Genomic DNA, 19,609 nt, shown 5'->3' with positions numbered 1-19,609 from the left:
ACGGGGGTCAGGCCTCGCCCGGGAGGGCCTTGCGGATCACCAGGCGCGTCCACGCGCCGACGAAGACCCGGTCGTTCTCCTCGATCTCGCGGCGCACGCCCTGGGTCAGCGGGTTGTCCGGCAGCGGGTCGCCCGCCGCCGAGACGAAGGTGCCGTTCGACGAGCCCAGGTCCTCCACCCACCAGCGCTGACCGTCCGTGGTCAGCTGGCAGTGCCGCCGGGACACCCCGGGGTCGCTGCCGCAGTCGATGTCCGGCGTGATGCCGCGCGACCTGGACGGCCGCCCCACCAGCAGGCTGCGCTGCCGCAGCGTCACCAGGCCGGGCAGGCCCGCGGACGGCATCGGGTCCTCGGGCCGCTCGTGCGCGTACCAGTCGGGGTCCACCCAGATCTCGGCCACCCAGACGTCGTCGCCGGGGACGGGCGGCGCGGCGAGCCCACCCTCGGACGACGGCGCGGGCGCCGGCACACCGGCCGACGCCGACATCCCGGCCGGCCCGGCCGACGCCGGAACCGAACCTGCCGACGCCGGTGCCGATCCCGCCGCCACCTGCCCCGACCCGGGGTCGGCCGGGACCGACCCGGTCCCGGGCTGCGTCGCCCCCAGGTCCCCGAGGTCCAGTCCGGACGCCGGGGCCGCGGGCGGGGCCGGTGCCGCCGGTGTGCCGGTGGTGAAGTCGTACCCGCAGTTCTCGCAGAACAGCGAGTCGCCGGGGGACACGTCGCCGCAGTTGGGGCAGGTCACGGGGCCGGACGCCGCCTCGGCCGGCGTGCTCGAACCACCCCCGGCCGCGGGGGCCGCGGACGCCGCCGACCCCGGCCGCCCGGGATCGGCCGCCGAGCTCGCCGGGATCGGCGTGCCACAGACGTCGCAGTAGTCCGTGGCCTGGCTGGTGTGTCCCTCGGGGCAGACGACGGTCATGCGCGCCTCACCCGGGTGGTCTTCGTGGACGCGGTGTCGAGTGCCATCTCGTCCAGCTTGGCGGTGTTCCGCTTGAGCCGCACGGTGCCCTCCTCCTCGTTCTCCACCTCCACGATCTTGCGCAGGCGCGAGGTGGCCTCGTCGTTGCCGGTCTCGGCGGCGAGCTGCACCGCGCGGCCGAGCTTCACGGTCGCCGTCGCCTCGTCGCCCGAGGCCTTGGCCGCCAGGCCCTCCTGGATGGCCGAGGCGAGCTCCGCCTGGCCCGTGTAGTGCGCCACCTCGGGGCTGATCCGCGCGGTCAAGGTCGAGTCGTCCGACCACTTGGCCTTGACCAGGCCCGACGCCTGGACCTCGCCGCCCACCGCGATCTGCACGCGCGCGGCGAGCTGCTCCGAGCCCACGGGCTTGGCCGCCACGCGGACCGCCACGTGGTAGTCGCGGGTCTCGTCGGCCCACGCGCCCGTGGGGAACCCGCTGGTCAGCGCGTTCACCTCGGTGCGGCGGCTCGTCAGGTCGTCCACCTCGGGGGCCACCTGCTTGACGAACAGGACCTGCGAGCCCTGCGGCGCCCAGACGCGCAGGTCCACGTCGGCGACGCCGCGAGCCATGGACTTGCGCACGAGGGCCGCGAAGTCCTCCGCGATGTCCTCGGGGCGCGCGATGAGGTCCACGGTGCCGAGCAACGCCGTCGAGATCTTGCGCAGCTCCTCCACCACCCAGCGGTCGCCCACACCGCGGGCGTCGCACTGGAAGTGCCCCGTGACGTGGGTGATCATCTGGTCCAGGTGCATCTTCGGCTCGGACTCGTTCTTGCCGTCCGTGAGCAGGATCAGGTGCTTCTGCGCCGCGGGGACGGTGGCGAACAGGTCGTCGGCGAGCCGCAGCCACGTCGAGATCGCCGTGCCGCCGCTGGCCGCCATGGTCGAGATGGCGCGCTTGGCCTCGGCGCGCGCGCCGGGCTCCATCGCCACCATCGGCACGCGGGCGTTCGGGTAGGGGAAGATCCGCGTGGCCACGTGCGAGCCGCCGATGATCGCGAACAGCGTGCCGTCGGGGATCTGGTCCACGGCCACGGCGGCCGCGTGCTTGGCGGCCTCCATGTTGCGGCCTTGCATCGAGCCGGACGTGTCGACGGCGACGATCTCGGCGACCTGGCCCGCGCCCGCGCCGCCCGCGTCCGCGGTGGCGCTCGCGGCGGTCCCGGCCCCGGCGGCCCCCGCGCCGGTGCAGGTCACGGACACGATGGCGTGCACGTCGGTGCCGCCGTCGGACAGGAACTCGTTCTGGAAGACCTCGGCGGAGAACTCGGCCACGGTGGCTCCTCTCGGTTACGGCAGGCTAGCGCTGCTCGGTGACAGTCGGGGCGATCCGCGCGAGCGCGGCGGTGATGTTGTCCCGCCCGCCCTGGGCGTTCGCCCAGCGGACGAGCGCCGCGGCGGCGGCGTGGGGTTCGCCGCAGCCGGCGAACTTGCGCACGAGCTCACCCATCTCGTGCGCGTCGGAGCAGTAGTTCCACAGGCCGTCCGAGCAGACCAGCAGCCAGCCGGGACCGTTCGGGACGGTCGCGGCGCAGCGCGCGTCGGTGTCGGCGGCGTCGGGCCCGAGCCACCGGGTGATGGCGTGCGCCTGCGGCGACGTCTCGGCCTGGGCGCGCGGCACGCCGGCGGCGATCATCTCCTGCGCCCACGAGTCGTCGACGCTGAGCTGCTCGGCGGGCCCGGCGTCCGGCAGCCAGTACACGCGGGAGTCGCCGAGCCAGCCCGCGACGATGAGGTCGTGGTCGACGACGGCGGCCACGAACGTGCACGACGGCGGGTCGTCCGCCACGTCGGTCCCCTTGGTCGCGGCGAGCTGCTCGGCGGCGCCGCGCACGGCCTGCCCGGCGGCGCGCGACGCGGCGACCATGGCGTCGGTCCAGCCCGCGATGCGGCGGCTGGTCGCGCCCTCGACCGAGCTCGGCCCCTCGGGCCCGTAGGCCACGAGCACGTCCCGCGCGGCCCGGCTCGCGGCGAGCGAGGCGACGTCGGAGTCCGGTGCGCTGGAGACGCCGTCGCACACCACCAGCGCCGCGAAGGCGCCGTTCGCGGCCAGGGCCATCGCGTCCTCGTTGCGCGCGTGCCGGATGCCGCGGTCGCAGACTCCGGCGACCCAGGTGGCCGGCCGCTCCTCGAAGTGGTCGCGCTCGGACTGGCCGGGGGTGCCGCAGTCGGCGCAGTAGCCGTCGTCGGCGATGACGCCGCCGCAGGCCGCGCACCGGCGGTTGCCCCCGGCCTCGCCCGTCGCGGGGTCGAGGTCCAGGACCGTGGGGGCGACGTCCAGCGTCACCTCGGAGGGCAGGGACGGGTCTGCCCCGCCGGTGCCCAGCGCGGTGCCGCAGTTCTCGCAGAACCTGGCGCGGGGCGCCGCGTTCTCCCCGCAGCTGGGGCATCGGACGAGGACGCTGTCTTCGGCACTCATGTCTGGGTGGATCTCCTTGCTTTCGTCAGGGCTCCCGCCCCGGTTATCGCCACGTCCACTGCCGTACGGAGTTTGCCCGGTCCACGAGCGCCACGCGCTCCGAGCGGTCGTCCGTGAGGTGGGCGAGGTTGCGCAGGGCGAGCTCCAGCCGGTCCCGCAGCGGCCCCTCCTCGGCGGTCACGCCCGCCACCCGCAGGCTCGGCAGGGGGCCGTCGCGCAGCACGATCTCCAGCGCCTCGTCGAGGGCCTCGACGGTGACGACGGCCTTGGGGCGGTCGGGGATGTGGGCGGCGTCGAGCCCGGCGACGGCGTCGGCCAGGTCGACCAGCGAGCGGTGCGCCTCCACGAGCAGCCGGGCCCGCTGCAGGCGGGCGTCCGGGAACGACCCGCGCGTGGGGCCCACGAGCTCCAGCGCGCCGAGCGCGCCGTCCAGGTCGCCGCCCCCGGACCGGACGCGGGCCAGGCCGAACGCGGCCGCGCCCGTGTAGTTGGCGTCCGCCCGGGCGATGGTGCCGTAGAGCTGCTCGGCCACGCCGGGCTCGCCCGACAGCTCGCAGACCGTGGCCAGCGCCAGCTTCGGCGCGGGCTCGCCGGGCACCTGCCCGTAGACGGCGTTGAACGACGCGCGGGCCGCGGCGGCGTTGCCGGTCGCGAGGTGCCCGAGGCCCTCCAGCCAGGCGGCGCGCCACTCCCACGGGTCGTGCTCCAGGATCTGCGCGACGGTGGAGCGGAGCAGTGCGCCGTCGTCCGCCTCGATCGCGGCCCGCGCCACGGCGAGGCGCACCTCGACGGTGTGCTCGGCCGGGTCGGCCAGCGCCTTGATGCGTTCGGCCGGGTCGGCGACGTTGACGCCGGCCAGCCAGGACGCCATCGGGTCGGTGGAGTCGACCTTCAGCAGCGGCAGCTCGTTCCAGTCCAGGGCGCCGTCGGCGCCGTCGAGCGGCGGCACGCCGAACAGCACCGACTCGGCCGACGTCGTGGCCGTGTATCCCGGCCCCTTGTCGGTGGCGACCACCTCGCGCAGCACGCCCAGGAGCTGCACCCGGGCCTCGTCCACCGACGCGAACCGGTCGGCGGGCGCGGGCGCGCAGGCCTTGGCGAGCCAGCGGTAGAACGAGTCGTACTTCTGGAACACGGGGGTGTCGGCGACCGGCGGGAACGACGCCTGGTAGACGGTCGTGTTGCCCCGGAAGTCCAGCACCAGGGAGGCCAGGGTGCGGCCGAGCGTGAAGATGTCCGACGCGACGGACGGGCCGACCTCCGGCACCTCGGGCGCCTGGTAGCCGACGGTGCCGTAGATGGCCGACGTGAGGTCGTCGGTGCGGCGCACGCCGCCCATGTCGATCAGCTTGACGCCGTCGCCCTGGGCGATGATGTTGTCCGGCTTGAAGTCGCAGTACAGCAGGTCGTGGTCGTGCAGGTAGCTGAACGCGGGCAGCACCTCGAGGATGTAGGCGATGGCCTGGTCCACGGGCAGCGGGCGCGGCTGGCCGCCGTCCTGCTCGCGGCGGTCCTTGAGCACGTCCTTGAGCGACCGGCCGCCGACGAACTCCATGACGGTGTAGCCCAGGCCCTCGTGCAGCACGAAGTTGAAGATCTCGACGATGAGCGGGTGCTCCACCTCGGCGAGGAACTGCCGCTCGGCGACGGCGGCCTCGTACGCCTCGGTGTCGCCCGCGTTCAGCAGGCCCTTGAGCACCACCCAGCGGCCGCTGACGTTGCGGTCCCGGGCCAGGTAGATCCAGCCGAGGCCACCGTGGGCCAGGCAGCCCACCACCTCGTACTGCCGGGCCACGAGGTCGCCCGCCTTGAGCGCGGGCGCGAAGTCGTACCGCGCGCCGCAGTGCCCGCAGAACCCGGCGATGCGGCCGGGCACGCCGTCCCTGGCCCGGCCCACGGGCTGCCCGCACGTGGGGCAGAACCGCTTGGACTCCGCGAGCTCGGGCGTGGCCATGACGGCCTGCAGCGGGTCGGCGACCGGGGTGTGCGGCACGGTGGTCAGGCCCGCGCCGAGGCGGTGCCCGCGCAGGCGCGTCGAGCCGGTGCCGACCCGGCGCGTCTGGCTGGTGCCCCCGGTGACGCGGGCCGAGCCCAGGGCGGTGGAGGCGAGGCGCGAGGAGCTGGTGCGCCCGGTCGACGGCTCCGCCATCCCGTTCGGCACGGAGCCCGACGCGCGGACCGTGGTCGCGTCGAGGTCGCCCTCGGCCCACGACGCGGCGACGGCGGCCAGCGCGTCGCCGTCCGGGTTGCCGCCGGCGGGCGTGCCGCAGACGTTGCAGTAGCCGTCCTCGATGGTGCCGGTGCAGCCCGGCTCGGCGCACTTCTGTTCGGTCATCGGTGTCCCTCCGGGAGGTCGCGCACGAGCGTCTCGAGCTGCTCGGTGAAGTGCCGGGCCAGGGCCAGGTCGCAGGGGGTCGCGTCGAGCACGTCGCGCACCTCGTCCTCGCCCGCCTTCACGGCCGGCGACGACGAGCGCCCGTTGCCCTGGGCCTTCGTCATCAGGTTCTTGACGCGGTAGCGCAGCTCGGCGCGCTCCCGCAGCGGTGCGGTGTAGGCGTCCTCGACCTTCTCCATGGCGCGCTCGACGGCGCCCAGCCGCTGGACGTAGGTCGTCAGCGCCGCCTGCTCGTGCGGCACCTCGCCGAGCCGGAGCACGTCCGGGATCGCGAGCCGCGGCGGGTCGGCGACCTCCCGGCGGCAGCGGTCGGCGATGCTCGCCAGCCCCGGCGCCCGGCCCGCGAGGGCGGCGCGCAGCTCGACGGCGCGCTCCCGGTCCTTGGCGAGCGACCGGCTCCGGGCCGCGTGCACGATGAGGTCCCGCTCGGTGCGCGCGACCTCGTCCTCCAGCGCGCCCAGCGGCCCGGTGACGTCGGCGCCGCGGGCGGCGTCCGCCTTGAGCCGGGCGTGCCGGTCGCGCAGGCGGGCGACGGCGGCGTCGTCCTCCGTCGCGGCCGTGGCCCGCGCGGCGTCCTCCGCCCGGACGATCCCGGCGGCCACCGCCCGGAACCGCGCGGTGACGTCGGCGGCGTGCGGGTCGAAGGACAGCCTCGTGGCGAGCTGGTCGGACTGCGCGTCGCACAGCCGGGCGGCGTCGACCAGGGAGAGGAGGGACGTGGCGGGGTCGCCGCCGAGCCGGCCCCAGACGAGCTGCGACATGCGCTCGCGCGCCACCGCGTCGGCCCGCCCGGAGTCCCAGACCTCGATCAGCTCGTCGGCGCGCGTGCGCACCGCCTGCCACAGGGTCAGGGCCAGCACGACGTCGGCGGTGACGGCGTCCGCGCCGGCCTGCCGGGCCGCGGTGTCGAGCCGGTCCAGGTCGGCCCGGCGCACGTCGAGCCAGGCCTGCAGGTCGGACAGGTAGGTGAGCAGCGCGGCGGGCTCGGCCGCCACGCCCAGGGCACCGGGCGGCGCCGGCGCGCGCTGTGTCCGGCTCACGGCGTCCGTCCGTACACGGGCTCCGGGGCGTCCGGCGCGCTGCCGAGCGCGTCGCCCAGCCAGCGGTCGTAGGACTTCTCCCACTCCCCGCTGGAGACCATGTCCTCCAGCACCCCGTTGACGAACCGCACCATGTCCGGCTGGCCGGCGGGGATGCCCACGCCGTACGGCTCGTCGCTGACGGCGTCGCCCACCACCTTGGCGTACGGGTCCTGGGCCGCGAAGCCCGCCAGGACCGTGTCGTCGCCGGTGATGGCGTCCACCGCCCCCTGCTGGAACAGGACCAGGCACGTGGTGTGGGTGGCCGCGGGCACCGCCTCGACGCCCTCCCACTCCTCCAGCCGCTCCAGGGTCGTGGTGCCCTCCGGCGCGCACACGCGCTGCCCGTCCAGGTCGTCGATGCTCTCCACGTCCGACGTCGACGGCACCAGCAGCTTCTGGCCCGCGTGGTAGTACTCCGCGGAGAACGCGATGTTCTCCCACCGGTCGCAGTTGATCGTGAACGCGCGCGTCACGACGTCGACGTCGCCGTCCTCCAGCACGGTCTCCCGGTCGCCGGACGTGATGACCCGGTACTGGATCTTGTCGGGGTCGCCCAGGATCGCGTCCGCGATCTGCCGGGCCACGTCGATGTCGAAGCCCTCGATGTCACCGTTGAACGGGTTGCGCGAGCCCATGAGCAGGGTGTCCGCCGAGACGCCGACCCGCAGCGCCCCGCGCTCGCGGATGTCGGCCATCGTGGAGCCCGACGTCACCTCGGGGCTGCCGTCCGGGTCCGCCGAGGCGACGGCCGGCAGCCCGTCGCTGCAGTCCGCCGCCGCGGTCGCCGTGCCCGACGTCGTGCCGCCCGCCGCGGCCTGCGGAGCCGATCCCGGCGCGGTGTCCTGCACGGACTCCTGCGCGGAGCCCACCCCGGCCGCGCCGGTCAGGAGCTGCGTCGTGGGCTGGGGCGCGCACGCCGCCGTCGTGCCCACCAGGGCCAGCGCCACCAGGGCGGCGGCGATCGGTCTGCGGGCTGCGCGCGTGCTCATCGGTACTCCTTCAGGCGGACGTTCATCCCGGCGGCCGCGGCCACGGCCCCGGCGACACCGAGCACGAGGGCGACCCACGCGGCGATCTGCGCGGTGGTCGCCGCGGAGCCGAGCCGGCCGACGGCGTCGGCGCTGGTGGCCTCCACGTCGGCGTGGGCCCGGTCGGAGAACGCGGTGAAGGCCGCGCCCGCCGAGTCGTCGGCCGTGGACGTCGCCGCCTCGACGGCGGCCTCCCAGTCACCGCCGTCGTCCAGCTCGCGGATCTCGGCGTGCCTGGCGTCCCACGCGTCCAGCAGCTCGCGGGGCGAGTCGGAGCCGGAGCCGGTGCTCGGGACGGCGTCCGCCGCCTCGTCCAGCAGGTTGCGGGCGTCGGCCACCGCGGTCTGGTAGGTCTCCTCGAACTCGGCGCCGGAACCGCGCTTGATCAGCGTGAACGACTCCATGGACTTGGCGTCCGTCGCCTGCGACAGCGCCTGCGACGTGGCGACCGTGGCGGCGTACGGGCCGCTCGCCACCGACCGGGCCACGCCGTTGCCGCCCAGGACCGCGACCGTCGCCACGATGCCGCCCACCAGCAGGGCGGCGCTCGCCGCGGCCAGGCCCAGGTTGAGCCGGCGGCGGGTGCGCCGCGCCAGCCAGAGCTGGACGGCGGCCAGCGCCACCAGGCCCAGCAGCACGAACAGCAGCAGGGCCTGGGCGAGGGTGACGGAGGTCAGGTCGGAGTCGACCCGCTCGGACGTCGAGACCGCCACCTGGTCGAGCGTCGGCAGCACCTCGTCGCGCAGGGCCGCCGAGGCCTGGTCCAGGTAGGCGGCGCCCACGGGGAACCCCTGCCGGTTGTTGGCGCGGGCCGACTCGACCAGGCCCGCGTACCGCTGCACGGAGTCGGAGACCGTGGCCAGGTCGGCGGTCTCGTCCGCGCCCTGCGCTGTGGCGGACAGGGTCGGCAGGGCCTGCGCGGCCTCGGACAGGCTGGCCTCGTAGCGCTCCCGGGCCTCGGTGGGCTCCAGCCCGCCGACCAGGAAGGCGTTGGTCGCCGTCGCGTCGGCCGAGACCAGGTCGTTGCGCAGCTCCTGCGTGCCCACGAGCTGGGCGGCGTCGCGCTGCGCGTCCCGGAGCGCCGCGGCCTGGCTGTTGCCCGCCAGGAACCCGGTGACCGCCAGCAGGAGGCACGCCACCACGGCCACGGCGGTGGCCAGCGCCAGCCGTCCCGGGGTGGTCGCGAGCTCCGCCGTGATGCGGTCCCGCAGGCCGGTGCGGGCAGGCGGGGTGTCGCCGGGGGCCGGGGCCGCCGGGTCCGGGTCGGCCGGCGGGGGGCCCGTGGTCGTCAGGGGTGCGGTCACAGGGTGGCCTCGCTGTCTGTCCCGATGTCCACGACGTCCTCCAGGTCTTCCGGGACCAGCGTGCGCAGCTGGTCCACCGTCGGTCGTTCAACGTCCCGCAGGCGCCAGGCGTGCCGGGCGATCGCGGAGTCGAGCACGTTGCGTGCCCAGCGGCCGTTGCCGAAGCCCTCGCCCCGCACCTGGTCCGCCGCGAGACGGTCGAACCGGTCGAGGGTCTCCGGCTCCGGCTCGAAGTCCGCGGAGCCCGCCATGGCCGCGAAGATGCGGCGCAGCTCCTCGGGCGAGTAGTCCTCGAACGTGATGGTCCGCGCGAACCGGCTCTCCAGGCCCGGGTTCGTCGCGATGAACCGGGCCATGGGGCCCGGGTAGCCCGCCACGATCACCACGAGGTCGTCGCGGTGGTCCTCCATGTCCTTGACCAGCGTGTCCACGGCCTCGCGGCCGTACTGGTCCTCGGCCAGCGCGTACGCCTCGTCGATGAACAGCACGCCGCCCAGGGCGCGCTGCACCACCGCCGTCGTCTTCTCCGCCGTCTGGCCCAGGTACCCGGCCACCAGCTCGGAGCGGTCGACCTCCACGAGGTGGCCCTTGTCCAGCAGGCCGAGCGCGCGGTAGATGCCCGCCACCAGGCGGCCCACCGTGGTCTTGCCCGTGCCGGGGTTGCCGGTGAACACCAGGTGGCGCGTGAGCGTGGGGGAGGTCAGGCCCGCCTCGGCGCGCAGCCGCTCGATCCGCAGCAGCTCGGTCTGGCGGTGGATCTCGTCCTTGACCCGGCCCAGGCCGATGAGCTGGTCCAGCTCGTCGAGCAGCTCGGCCAGCGGGCGGGGCTCGTCCGCGGGTCCGGGCTCGGGCTCGGTCCCGGCGGCCTGTGCGGTCTGGGCGGACGGCTCCGGTTCCGTGGCCGACGGCGTGGGTGCGCTGACCGGAGCGCCGAACTCCAGGCCCAGGTCGCCGGCGGGCCGGGGCGCGGCCGCGCGGCCCGCCGCCGCGCTGCGGTGCACGGCCTTGGTGCCCTCGGCGGCGGCGATGGCGCTGATGCTCGGGTCGCCGAGCCCGGCGGCGGCGTCGACCACCGCGGCCAGCGCCTCGGCGTACCCGGCCGCGTGGGCCGAGCCGTCCGCCACGAGGCCCGCGAGCAGGTCCGTCGGGGCGGAGCGCCAGCGCCGGGCGCCCACGGCGGCGTCGAAGAAGGGTTGCAGCGTGGCCGACGCCGGCCGGCCCGGGGACGTCGCCGCGAGCCAGTCGGCCGGGGCGCCGGGGGAGGACTCGGCGACGGCGGCGGCCAGCCGCTCGCCCTCGGCGCGGGCCGCCGGGCCGCCCACGCCGGCGGCGGTGCCGGCCGCCGCGAGGGCGTCGAGAGCGGTGGCCAGCGCCGTCGTCGTCACGGGGCCTCCAGGGGCGCGGGGCCCGACGCGGTGCCGGGGCCTGTCGCGCCCGGGCCGGGCAGGGCCTGGCCGGGCTGGATCTGGCCCGGCTGGACCTGGCCCGGGAGCGTGAGGCCCGAGGTGCCGAACTTCTCCTCCAGGAACCGCCCGTGCGCCACGAGGGCCACGGCGTCGGCCCGCGAGACGGCGTCCGAGATCTTGTCGAGCGTCGCGCCCAGCAGGTCGAGCTGGTCGCAGAGGATCAGCAGCGACGTCTTGCCGCGGTCCACGACGCGCCGGTCGGCGAAGTCGCGGGGCAGCCGCAGGTACGCGTCGACGGCCTCGGGCAGGTAGCTCGTGGCCGTGGCGACGACGGTGTGCGCCTGCTGGGAGCCGGGGCCGAGCCGGTCCAGGCGCGGCACCATCTCGTGCACCGTCTCCACCACGCGCTGCACGCGGGCGGTCACGGCCGCGGGGGCCTTGCCGGACGCGCGGGCCAGGACGGCGTCGACGGACGTCACGATCTGCTCGGTCGTGGGCGGTGCCGGGACGGCGACGGGCTGCTCCTCCTCGGGGCGTCCGCCGCCGAAGATCCGCTGCCACCAGCCCATACGTTCCCCCGTGCCTGCGGCCGTCACCGGTTGCCGAGATCGAGCGAACCGCTCGCCACGCCGTCGGTGTTCGTGCGCCGGGCCCGCTCGACGTACTCGGAGGCCTTGGTCGTCTCGGTCTGCAGCACGCCGATGGTCTGCGACATGGAGTCCAGCGCACGGGTCTTGAAGTCGCTGATGGAGTCCATCGTCGCGTAGATGTTCGCGAACGCCGTCTGGAGCTGCTCGATGCCGACGGTCGAGCTCGCGGCCTGCTCCTGGATGGTCGCCGACTGGTCGGCGAGCATCTTGGAGGTCGACGCGATCATGTTCGACGTCGTCGTGTTCAGGGCGCCGATCTGGTCGAGCACGAGCTTCTGGTTCGCGAGGGCCTGCGCCACGATGACGGCGGTGCGCAGCGCGGAGACCGTGGTCGTCGTCGCGCGGTCCACGCCCTTGGTCAGCTCGATGTTGTTCTTGATGATGATGTCGATCGCGAGGTAGCCCTGGATCGAGACGGCGAGCTGCGTGAGCAGGTCCTGGTGCTTCTGGCGCACGTAGAACAGGACGTCCTCGGACAGCGCCTTGGCCCGCTCCGGGTCGGCGATCTGCAGCTCGGCGATCTTCGCGGAGAGCTGGGCGTCGAGCCGCTCGGCCACGTAGATGTACTGGTTGAGCCGCGTCATGGTGTCCCAGAGGTTCTGCTTCTCCAGGTTGAGCGCCGCGTTGTCCTTCCGCAGCTCGTCCTGCCCGTTGTGGAGGGCCTGGATGATGGCGTTGAGCTGTCCCTGGGCGGACTCGTAACGGCGGAAGTAGTCCTGGATCTTGTCGCCGAACGGGATGACGCCGAGGATCTTGCGGCCGACGCTGGCCTCGGACGGGTCCAGGTCCTCGACGGTGCGGCGCAGCTCCAGGAGGGTCTGGCCCACCTTCGAGCCGTCGGCCAGGCCGCCCTCCTTCAGGGCGCGCACGGGCGTGGCCAGCAGCCGGTTGCTGGAGTCGGCGGCCTGCCGGATGTCCTGGTCGCCCATGGTGCGCACGTCGTCGGCGCGCTGCGCGAACTCGGGGGAGCGGGTGTCGGTGCCGAGCAGGCCGTCCAGGTAGGTGCTGACCTTCTGGTCGAGCGCGGGAGCCACGGCGGGGTCCACCTTTGGTGCCATCTTGGGCGCCTGGGTGCTGGCGACGGGCTGTACCGGGTCGGGCGCGGTGAGCACGAGCGGCTCTGCTGGCGCGGGGGGTTGAAGCGGCATCGGCTCGGTCATCGGTGCTCCTCGAGATAGGGCGTCCGAACGCGGCGAGTATATGCCGCGGGCTACCGTCTTCGAGGGCGGAAGCGCTGCTCGGCGGGGTGAGAACGAGGGGGCACCGGACAGAGTTCCCGGGGGAGCGGGTGACTGGTCGGCCGGCGTCGGACGGGAGCCATCTCGCGCGGCAAGGCGCCTTGCCAAGTAGCCTTGCCAAATGGATGAAGTTGAGGGCATCCTGGTCTTGCCGAGTGCTTTGAAGCACCCGGGGATCACGGAAGCAGACATCGGACATGCGTTGGGTTTCTCGCGACGCAGCTTCGACAACGACGAGGACGGTTCGGCGATGACGATCGGCCCGGCCGAGTCGGGGGTGCTCCTGGAGATCGGGCACCGTTCCAAGTGGGGGATCCAGTTCGTGGTCTTCCACGCGATGGAGGCGCGGGACAAGTTCCTGACGCCGAAGGAGAGGGGCGAGGTGAGGTGAGCATGAAGATCGAGGACCTGAACCTGACACCCGAGGAGCGGGCAGAGCTCGAGGCCTGGGGCGAGGAGATGGCGGCCAAGGCCGTCACCGACGACTATGCCGAGAAGCTGAAGCCGACGGCACCGGCGTTGCTGGAGCTGCAGCGAGCAGCGGCCCGGCGCATCTACCTGACCAGCCAGGCGGAGAAGGCAGTGCGTGACGCCGTCGCCCAGGCGCGTGCGCAGGGGCTGTCGTGGAACGTCGTCGGCCAGGCGCTGGGTACCACGGGCGAAGCTGCTCGGCAGCGGTACTCCGCAGCCTGACCGCGGGACCTTCAGGGCTGATCGGTTGCCCTGGTGAACTGGTCGGTGTGGCGCGCCTCACCTGGTGCGTGCGCAAGGAATAGGCCCGGCCGGGCCCGGGGTTTGGGACGATGAACGGAGTCGTTCGGACACCCTTGAAGACAGGATGTACCAGTAGCCATGCCCTCGCGCCGGTTCTCCCGCCCGCGTGCCGCCGTCGTCGTCACGGCAGCCGTCGCCCTCCTGCTCGCCGCCTGCACCTCCGGGGGAGGAGGGAGCACCGGTGAACCGTCCGGCGAACCCGTCACCGGGGGCACGCTGACCTACGCGTCGGGCGACGCCGAGCCGTCCTGCCTCGACCCGCACGTCGGCGGCAACTACCCGCAGGCGCTCATCGCGACCCAGTACCTGGAGTCCCTCGTCTCCCTCGACGAGGACGGCGAGGTCGTCCCGTGGCTCGCCACCGAGTGGGACGCGAGCGACGACGGCCTGGAGTGGGAGTTCACGCTCCGCGACGACGTCACCTTCACCGACGGCACGCCGTTCGACGCCGAGGCCGTCGCCGCGAACATCGCGCACGTGCAGGACCCGGCCACGGCGTCGTCGACCGGGTACCTCGCGCTGGCGAAGATCAAGGACGTCGTCGCCGTCGACGACCACCTGGTGCGGCTCGAGATGAGCGCCCCCGACTCCGCTCTGCTGGAGTCACTGTCCCAGGTGTGGGTCGCGATGGAGTCGCCCAAGGCCCTGGAGCGCAGCCAGGAGGAGAACTGCGCCGCGCCCGTCGGCACCGGCCCGTTCGTCGTCGACTCGTGGGAGCGCCAGGACTCGGTGACCCTGGTCCGCAACGAGGACTACAGCTCGCCGCCGGCCGACGTCGCCGAGGCGACCGAGGGCAGCGACCTGCCGTACCTCGACTCGATCGTGTGGCGGTTCATCCCCGACTCCGCGAGCCGCTACGCCGCCCTGCAGTCGGGCGAGGTCCAGGTCATCGACAACGCGCAGCCCGACACCATCAAGTCGGCCGAGTCCGACGACGCGATCGAGGAGCTCGACGCCCCGCGCCCCGGCGCCTCCAACCGCATCGAGCTCAACTCCGGCAAGGCGCCGTTCGACGACGAGCGCGTCCGCGAGGCGTTCATCCGCTCCGTGAACGTGGACGACGGCATCCAGAGCCTGTTCTTCGGCACCGCCGAGCGGTCCTACTCGCCGCTGTCGAGCGTCGAGCCGCTGGGCCTGAGCCTGCCCGATCTGTTCGCCGTCGACACGGACGCGGCGTCCGCGCTGCTGGACGAGGCGGGCTGGGACGAGCGCGACGCCGACGGCTACCGCGTCAAGGACGGTGAGCGCCTGACCCTCGACTTCCCGGTGAGCACCAACCAGTCGATCCCCGCCGAGCAGTCCCTGTTCGAGCAGATCCAGGCCGACGCCAAGACGGCCGGCTTCGAGGTCAGGCTCCAGCCGCTGGACCTGTCGAGCTGGTACGGCGTGCTCGCCGAGAACGAGTACGACCTGGTCAGCGCCCCGTACACGAAGGTCGGCCCGGACGTGCTGCGCATCCTGTACCACTCCGACTCGATCACCCCGGCGCCGAGCGGCTACTTCGCGAACCTCGCGCAGGTCGACGACGCCGACCTCGACGAGCTGCTCACCCAGGCCTCCGCCACGAGCGACGCCGGCGAGCGGGCCAGCCTCTACGAGGAGGCGCAGCGGATCATCCTCGAGGGCTGCTACATCCTGCCGCTGTACGACCAGCAGAACCACTTCCTGCGTTCGTCGAGCGTGCAGGGCCTGCGCGCGATGCCGACGGTGTCGACGCCCACCTTCGCCGGGGCATGGCTGGTGCCTTGACCCTTCCGGTCCCCACCACCGGGGCGCGCAGGAGGCCGGTGCCGGGCAACCGGCACTGGCTGCTCCTGCGCGCCGGCGGGGTCCTCTTCGTGCTGTGGGCGGCGGCGACGATCACGTTCTTCGCGCTCCGCCTGGTCCCCGGCGACCCCGCGGAGGCGATCCTCGGCGGCCCGGGCTCGCAGGCCGGGCCCGAGGCCCTGGCGCAGGTGCGCCGCGAGTACGGCCTCGACCAGCCGCTCGCGGTGCAGTACCTGACCTACCTGGGGCGGCTGGTGACGGGCGACCTGGGCCAGTCGTACTCGCTGCACAAGCCGGTGCTGACCGCGATCGGCGAGCAGTTCGGCGCCACGCTGACGCTGGCCCTGGTCTCGCTGGCGCTGGCGTGGGCGCTCGCGTGCGGTCTGGCGGCGTGGAGCGTGCGGGGCGGGCGGATCGCCTGGGCCATCGGCTCGGGGCTGGAGCTGGTCGCCGCCGCCGTGCCGCACTTCTGGCTCGCGACCGTGCTGATCTTGTTCTTCAGCCTCACCCTGGGCATCCTCCCGCCGGTCAGCGTGCCGGGGCCGCTCGGCATCGTGCTGCCCGCGCTGACCTTGGCGATCCCCCTGGCGGGGTTCCTGGGCCAGGTGATGCGCGAGTCCCTGCTCACCGCCATGGAGTCGCCGTTCGTCACCACGGCCCGGGCGCGCGGGGAGAGCGAGGTGCGCATCTTCTGGCGGCACACCCTGCGGCACGCGGCCATCCCCGCCGTCGGGCTGTCGGGGTGGGCGTTCGGGTCGCTGATCAGCGGCGCCGTGGTGGTCGAGTCCGTGTTCGCGCGGCAGGGTCTCGGGCGCAGCCTGCTGTCCGCGGTGCAGCTGCGCGACGTCACGCTCGTGACCGGCATCGTGCTCGTGGTGGCGCTCGCGTACGCGGTGATGACGCTGGTCACCGACCTGGCGGACCGGGTCATCGACCCGCGCACCCGGGCGGTGGCCGAATGAGCCGGGCCCGGGTCGGCGGCTTCCGGCCCACCGTCACCGAGGCGATCGCCGGCGTCCTGCTCCTGCTGCTCGTGGTCGCGGCGCTCTGGCCGAGCCTGCTCGCGCCCGGCGACCCGCTCGCCGTCTCCCACGCCGACGCCTTCCAGCCGCCGTCGCTCGCCCACCTGTTCGGGACCGACGAGTCGGGCCGCGACATCTACACCCGCGTGGTGCACGGCGCCTCGGAGTCGCTGCTCATCGGCGTGCTCGCCACCGCGATCGGCATCGGCCTGGCGATCGTGCTCGGCTTCGTGGCGGGGCTCGGGCCGCGCTGGCTCGACTTCGGCACCACCCGCGTGGTCGAGGTGCTGTTCGCGTTCCCCGGCCTGCTGCTCGCGCTGCTGTTCATCGTGGTCACGGGCCCGGGCGTGCTGAGCTCGACCATCGCCGTCGGGCTGGCGACCGCGCCCGGGTACGCGCGCATCATCCGCTCCCAGGTGCGCCGGACGGCGTCCGCGGAGTTCATCGACGCCGCCCGGGTGCTGGGGCGGAGCCGGCTGTGGATCACCGCGCGCCACATCCTGCCGAACGTGACCGCCGCCCTGTTCGTGCTGGCCACGCTCGGTCTGGGGCAGGCGATCATCTGGGTGTCGTCGCTGAGCTACCTGGGGCTGGGCGCGGTGCCTCCCGCCGCCGAGTGGGGCGCGATGCTCGCCGCCGGCCGCACGTACATCGCCAACTTCTGGTGGATGACGTTCTTCCCCGGCCTCGCGATCGTCGCCAGCGCCGCCGCCGCGACCGTCGTCGGCCGGGGGATCCAGAAGCGGAACAGGAGTGCTTCGTGAGCGGTGTGACTCGGGAGGCTTCGGAGGGGCCCGTGCTGGACGTGCGGGACCTTGTCGTGTCGTTCGGCGGACGGCGGGTGGTCGACGGCGTGAGCCTGCGCGTCGCCGCGGGCGAGTGCGTCGCGATCGTCGGCGAGTCCGGGTCGGGCAAGAGCGTGACCGCGCGCAGCGTCGTCGGCCTGGCTGGCGAGGGGGCGCGGGTCTCGGCCTCGACGTTGCGGGTGGCGGGGCAGGACGTGCTGTCACTGTCCGGACGGCGCCTGCGCCGGCTGCGCGGGGGCGTCGTCGGCCTCATCGCGCAGGATGCGCTCGTCTCGCTGGACCCGTTGCGCCCGGTCGGCCGGGAGATCGGTGACACGCTCGCCCTGCACACCGATCTGGACGCCGCCGCGCGCCGGGCGCGGACCGTCGCGCTCCTGGAGCGGGTGGGCCTGCCCGACGCCGAGCTGCGCGCCGGTCAGCGCCCCGGCCAGCTCTCGGGCGGGCAGCGGCAGCGGGCGCTGATCGCCTCGGGCATCGCGGCCGACCCGCGGCTGGTGATCGCCGACGAACCCACCACGGCGCTCGACCAGCCCGTGCAGGCCGGGGTGCTCCGGCTGCTGGGGCAGCTGCGCGACGAGGGCACCGCCGTGCTGCTGATCAGCCACGACCTGTCCGTGGTGACGGGTATCGCGGACCGCGTGCTGGTGATGACCGACGGCGTGGTGGTCGAGGAGGGCACGCCGACCGAGGTGTTCGAGCGCCCCCGGCACCCGTACACGCGCAAGCTCGTGGATGCGGTGCCGGCGGGGCGGGCGCGGGGAGCCCTGCTGTCCGGCGGTGGTGCCGCCGCCCCGCCGTCGGCCGCGGACGTCGAACGTAGGGATGATCGCTCTCTCAGCGCTGATGAGCCGAGCAACCCTACGTTCGACGGGGCTGGTGGCAGTGACGAGGGGGTGCTTGTCGAAGCGCGGGGGGTGTCGCGGGTGTTTCATGTCGGCGGGCGGGAGATCGTCGCCGCCGACGACGTGTCGTTCACGCTCCGCGCGGGCCGCACCCTGGGGCTGGTCGGCGAGTCCGGATCGGGCAAGTCGACCACCGCCCGGCTCCTGCTCGGGCTCGAGCACCCCGACGCCGGCGAGGTCACGCTGCTGGGCGAGCCCTGGAACCCGCTCCAGGAGGCCCGACGGCGTCCGCGCCGGCACCTGATCGGCGCGGTGTTCCAGGACGCCCTGAGCTCGTTCGACCCGCGCTGGACGGTCGGCGCCGTCCTGGCCGACGCGATCACCCGCGGGCGGTCGCTCCGGCCCGGCCCGGTGCGCACGCAGATCGCGGACCTGCTCGACACCGTGGGCCTCGACCCCGCGCTGGCTGCCCGCCGTCCGCTGCACCTGTCGGGCGGGCAGCGGCAGCGCGTCTCGGTCGCGCGGGCGCTCGCGGCCGAGCCCCGGGTGCTGGTCCTGGACGAGCCGGTCTCCGCGCTCGACGTCTCGGTCCAGGCGCAGGTGCTCGACCTCCTGGACCGGCTCCAGCGCGAGCGCGACCTCGCGTACCTGCTGATCACGCACGACCTCGGCGTCGCGCTGCACATGAGCGACGACCTCGCGGTGATGCAGGAGGGCCGCATCGTGGAGCAGGGCCCGGCGTCGACACTGTTCGAGGATGCGGAGCACCCGTACGCCCGGCAGCTCCGGGACGCCGTCCGGCTCTAGGTGTGATGTCCAGGGAGGTTGTTCAGTCGGGTGATGGGTGGTTGGTTGCCGATCGCTGAGTGGGCGCGGTGGTGGTTGTAGTAGTGCAGCCAGCCGGGTAGCTCGTCGCGGCGTTCGGTCTCCGAGGTGTAGCGGCGGGCGTAGGCCCAGCCGTCGGCCAGGGTGCGGTGGAAGCGTTCGATCTTGCCGTTGGTCTGGGGCCGGTAGGGGCGCGTGCGCTTGTGCTTGATACCGAGCTGAGCGCAGGCATCACGCCAGGCGTGGGACCGGTAGGCCGCCCCGTTGTCCGAGAGGACCCGCTGGACGCTCACGCCGTGTTCGGCCAGCCAGGCGGTCGCGCGGTGCAGGACGCCGACTGCGGTGTCGGCCTTCTCGTCGGTGTGGATCTCGGCGTAGGCGACCCGGGAGTGGTCGTCGATCACGGTGTGCAGGAACGCGGTCCCGGTGCGGGGCTTGTAGTCCGCGCCGCGGGGCAGGCCGGTGGTAGCGAGTTTGTTGGCTGCGCCCTGCTGGCGGCCGACGTAGCGGTGCCCGCCGCCGTCGGGGATGTTGCCGAACTTGGTCACGTCGACGTGGATCAACGAACCCGGGTACTCGTGTTCGTAGCGGCGGATCGGTTCGCCGGTGACCCGGTCGATCCGGGACAGGCGGTTGATCCTGGTCCGGACCAGGACGGCGTGCACGGTCGAGGCCGGCATACCCAGGCGCCCGGCGATCTGCGCCGGGCCCAGGCGGTGGCGCCACCGCAGGCCCACGATCTGCTTGACCACGGGTCGTGGGGTCCGGTGCGGGCTGCGGCGCGGGCGTGAGGACCGGTCGGTCATGCCCGCGGGCCCCTCGGTGCGGTAGCGGTGGGCCCACTTGCCGGCTGTGCGGGGCGAGACCATGAACATCTTCGCGGCGCTGGTGATGGTCCACCCGGACTCGACCACCAGACGCGCCAGGCGCAGACGTGCTCGCGGGGTCAGCAGGGCGTTAGCGTGGGTCACGAAGGCCTCCGGTAGGAAGTGGTTTCTCGACAACTCCACTCCACAACCGGAGGCCTTCCTCGGCCCCTAACTCCGACCGCGTGTCGCCCGAATCCAGAAACAACCTCCCTGGACATCACA

At 73.9% G+C, this 19,609-nt stretch carries 17 protein-coding genes; 6 read left to right on the top strand and 11 right to left on the bottom strand.

The annotated features are described in order from the left end of the window. Positions 1–7: 7 nt before the first annotated feature. The 10 genes from H291_RS0101610 to H291_RS0101565 are packed head-to-tail and all read right to left on the bottom strand — an operon-like array spanning position 8 to position 12,404. Positions 8–922, bottom strand: coding sequence for an FHA domain-containing protein (locus H291_RS0101610; RefSeq protein ID WP_020013230.1), 915 nt, complete (start codon positions 920–922; stop codon positions 8–10). Further along, a complete protein-coding gene (locus H291_RS0101605; RefSeq protein ID WP_020013229.1) occupies positions 919–2,235 on the bottom strand; it encodes a VWA domain-containing protein in 1,317 nt (438 codons plus the stop codon). Before H291_RS0101605 ends, H291_RS0101610 begins: the two co-directional genes overlap by 4 nt. A gap of 25 nt (positions 2,236–2,260) precedes the next feature. Further along, on the bottom strand, positions 2,261–3,379 hold the full coding sequence (locus tag H291_RS0101600; RefSeq protein WP_020013228.1) for a PP2C family serine/threonine-protein phosphatase: 1,119 nt from the start codon (positions 3,377–3,379) through the stop codon (positions 2,261–2,263). 43 nt (positions 3,380–3,422) lie between these two features. Then, positions 3,423–5,714 carry a serine/threonine-protein kinase gene (locus H291_RS0101595; RefSeq protein WP_020013227.1) on the bottom strand — a complete coding sequence of 764 codons (2,292 nt, stop codon included), beginning with the start codon at positions 5,712–5,714 and terminating at the stop codon, positions 3,423–3,425. After that, a complete protein-coding gene (locus H291_RS0101590) occupies positions 5,711–6,814 on the bottom strand; it encodes a hypothetical protein (RefSeq protein WP_020013226.1) in 1,104 nt (367 codons plus the stop codon). The genes H291_RS0101595 and H291_RS0101590 overlap by 4 nt, the downstream gene beginning before the upstream one ends. Then, positions 6,811–7,845 (bottom strand): glutamate ABC transporter substrate-binding protein, encoded by a 1,035-nt coding sequence (locus tag H291_RS0101585; protein ID WP_020013225.1) that lies wholly within the window; start codon positions 7,843–7,845, stop codon positions 6,811–6,813. Before H291_RS0101585 ends, H291_RS0101590 begins: the two co-directional genes overlap by 4 nt. Beyond that, positions 7,842–9,188, bottom strand: coding sequence for a hypothetical protein (locus tag H291_RS33140; protein ID WP_020013224.1), 1,347 nt, complete (start codon positions 9,186–9,188; stop codon positions 7,842–7,844). The genes H291_RS0101585 and H291_RS33140 overlap by 4 nt, the downstream gene beginning before the upstream one ends. Continuing rightward, positions 9,185–10,573, bottom strand: coding sequence for an AAA family ATPase (locus tag H291_RS28215; protein ID WP_020013223.1), 1,389 nt, complete (start codon positions 10,571–10,573; stop codon positions 9,185–9,187). Before H291_RS28215 ends, H291_RS33140 begins: the two co-directional genes overlap by 4 nt. After that, positions 10,570–11,163: a hypothetical protein gene (locus tag H291_RS28210; protein WP_020013222.1), complete on the bottom strand. Its 594-nt coding sequence runs from the start codon at positions 11,161–11,163 to the stop codon at positions 10,570–10,572. The genes H291_RS28215 and H291_RS28210 overlap by 4 nt, the downstream gene beginning before the upstream one ends. 23 nt (positions 11,164–11,186) lie before the next feature. Then, the gene (locus tag H291_RS0101565; RefSeq protein WP_026365280.1) at positions 11,187–12,404 is read right to left on the bottom strand and encodes a toxic anion resistance protein; all 1,218 of its coding nucleotides are present in this window, start codon (positions 12,402–12,404) and stop codon (positions 11,187–11,189) included. A 199-nt stretch (positions 12,405–12,603) separates the two neighbouring features. Between H291_RS0101565 and H291_RS0101560 the strand changes: the two genes are divergently transcribed. The 6 genes from H291_RS0101560 to H291_RS0101535 all read left to right on the top strand — a co-directional run bounded on the left by H291_RS0101560 (position 12,604) and on the right by H291_RS0101535 (position 18,500). Continuing rightward, on the top strand, positions 12,604–12,873 hold the full coding sequence (locus H291_RS0101560; RefSeq protein ID WP_020013220.1) for a hypothetical protein: 270 nt from the start codon (positions 12,604–12,606) through the stop codon (positions 12,871–12,873). Between the two features lie 2 nt (positions 12,874–12,875). After that, the gene (locus H291_RS0101555) at positions 12,876–13,175 is read left to right on the top strand and encodes a hypothetical protein (RefSeq protein ID WP_051109355.1); all 300 of its coding nucleotides are present in this window, start codon (positions 12,876–12,878) and stop codon (positions 13,173–13,175) included. Positions 13,176–13,334: 159 nt separating this feature from the next. Then, positions 13,335–15,005 (top strand): ABC transporter substrate-binding protein, encoded by a 1,671-nt coding sequence (locus H291_RS0101550; protein ID WP_020013218.1) that lies wholly within the window; start codon positions 13,335–13,337, stop codon positions 15,003–15,005. Then, positions 14,990–15,985, top strand: coding sequence for an ABC transporter permease (locus H291_RS0101545; protein ID WP_084467604.1), 996 nt, complete (start codon positions 14,990–14,992; stop codon positions 15,983–15,985). The genes H291_RS0101550 and H291_RS0101545 overlap by 16 nt, the downstream gene beginning before the upstream one ends. Further along, on the top strand, positions 15,982–16,809 hold the full coding sequence (locus tag H291_RS0101540) for an ABC transporter permease (RefSeq protein ID WP_020013216.1): 828 nt from the start codon (positions 15,982–15,984) through the stop codon (positions 16,807–16,809). Before H291_RS0101545 ends, H291_RS0101540 begins: the two co-directional genes overlap by 4 nt. Beyond that, positions 16,806–18,500 (top strand): dipeptide ABC transporter ATP-binding protein, encoded by a 1,695-nt coding sequence (locus H291_RS0101535; RefSeq protein WP_157236653.1) that lies wholly within the window; start codon positions 16,806–16,808, stop codon positions 18,498–18,500. Before H291_RS0101540 ends, H291_RS0101535 begins: the two co-directional genes overlap by 4 nt. Here H291_RS0101535 and H291_RS0101530 read toward each other — a convergent pair. Beyond that, on the bottom strand, positions 18,497–19,489 hold the full coding sequence (locus H291_RS0101530; RefSeq protein ID WP_084467601.1) for an IS481 family transposase: 993 nt from the start codon (positions 19,487–19,489) through the stop codon (positions 18,497–18,499). The genes H291_RS0101535 and H291_RS0101530 overlap by 4 nt on opposite strands. Between the last annotated feature and the right edge of the window lie 120 nt (positions 19,490–19,609).

It is taken from the genome of Promicromonospora sukumoe 327MFSha3.1 (assembly GCF_000385135.1).
GTDB classification, from domain to species: domain Bacteria; phylum Actinomycetota; class Actinomycetes; order Actinomycetales; family Cellulomonadaceae; genus Promicromonospora; species Promicromonospora sukumoe_B.
Note: the sequence above shows the minus strand (reverse complement) of the source record. Positions and strands in the feature narration are given on the sequence as shown.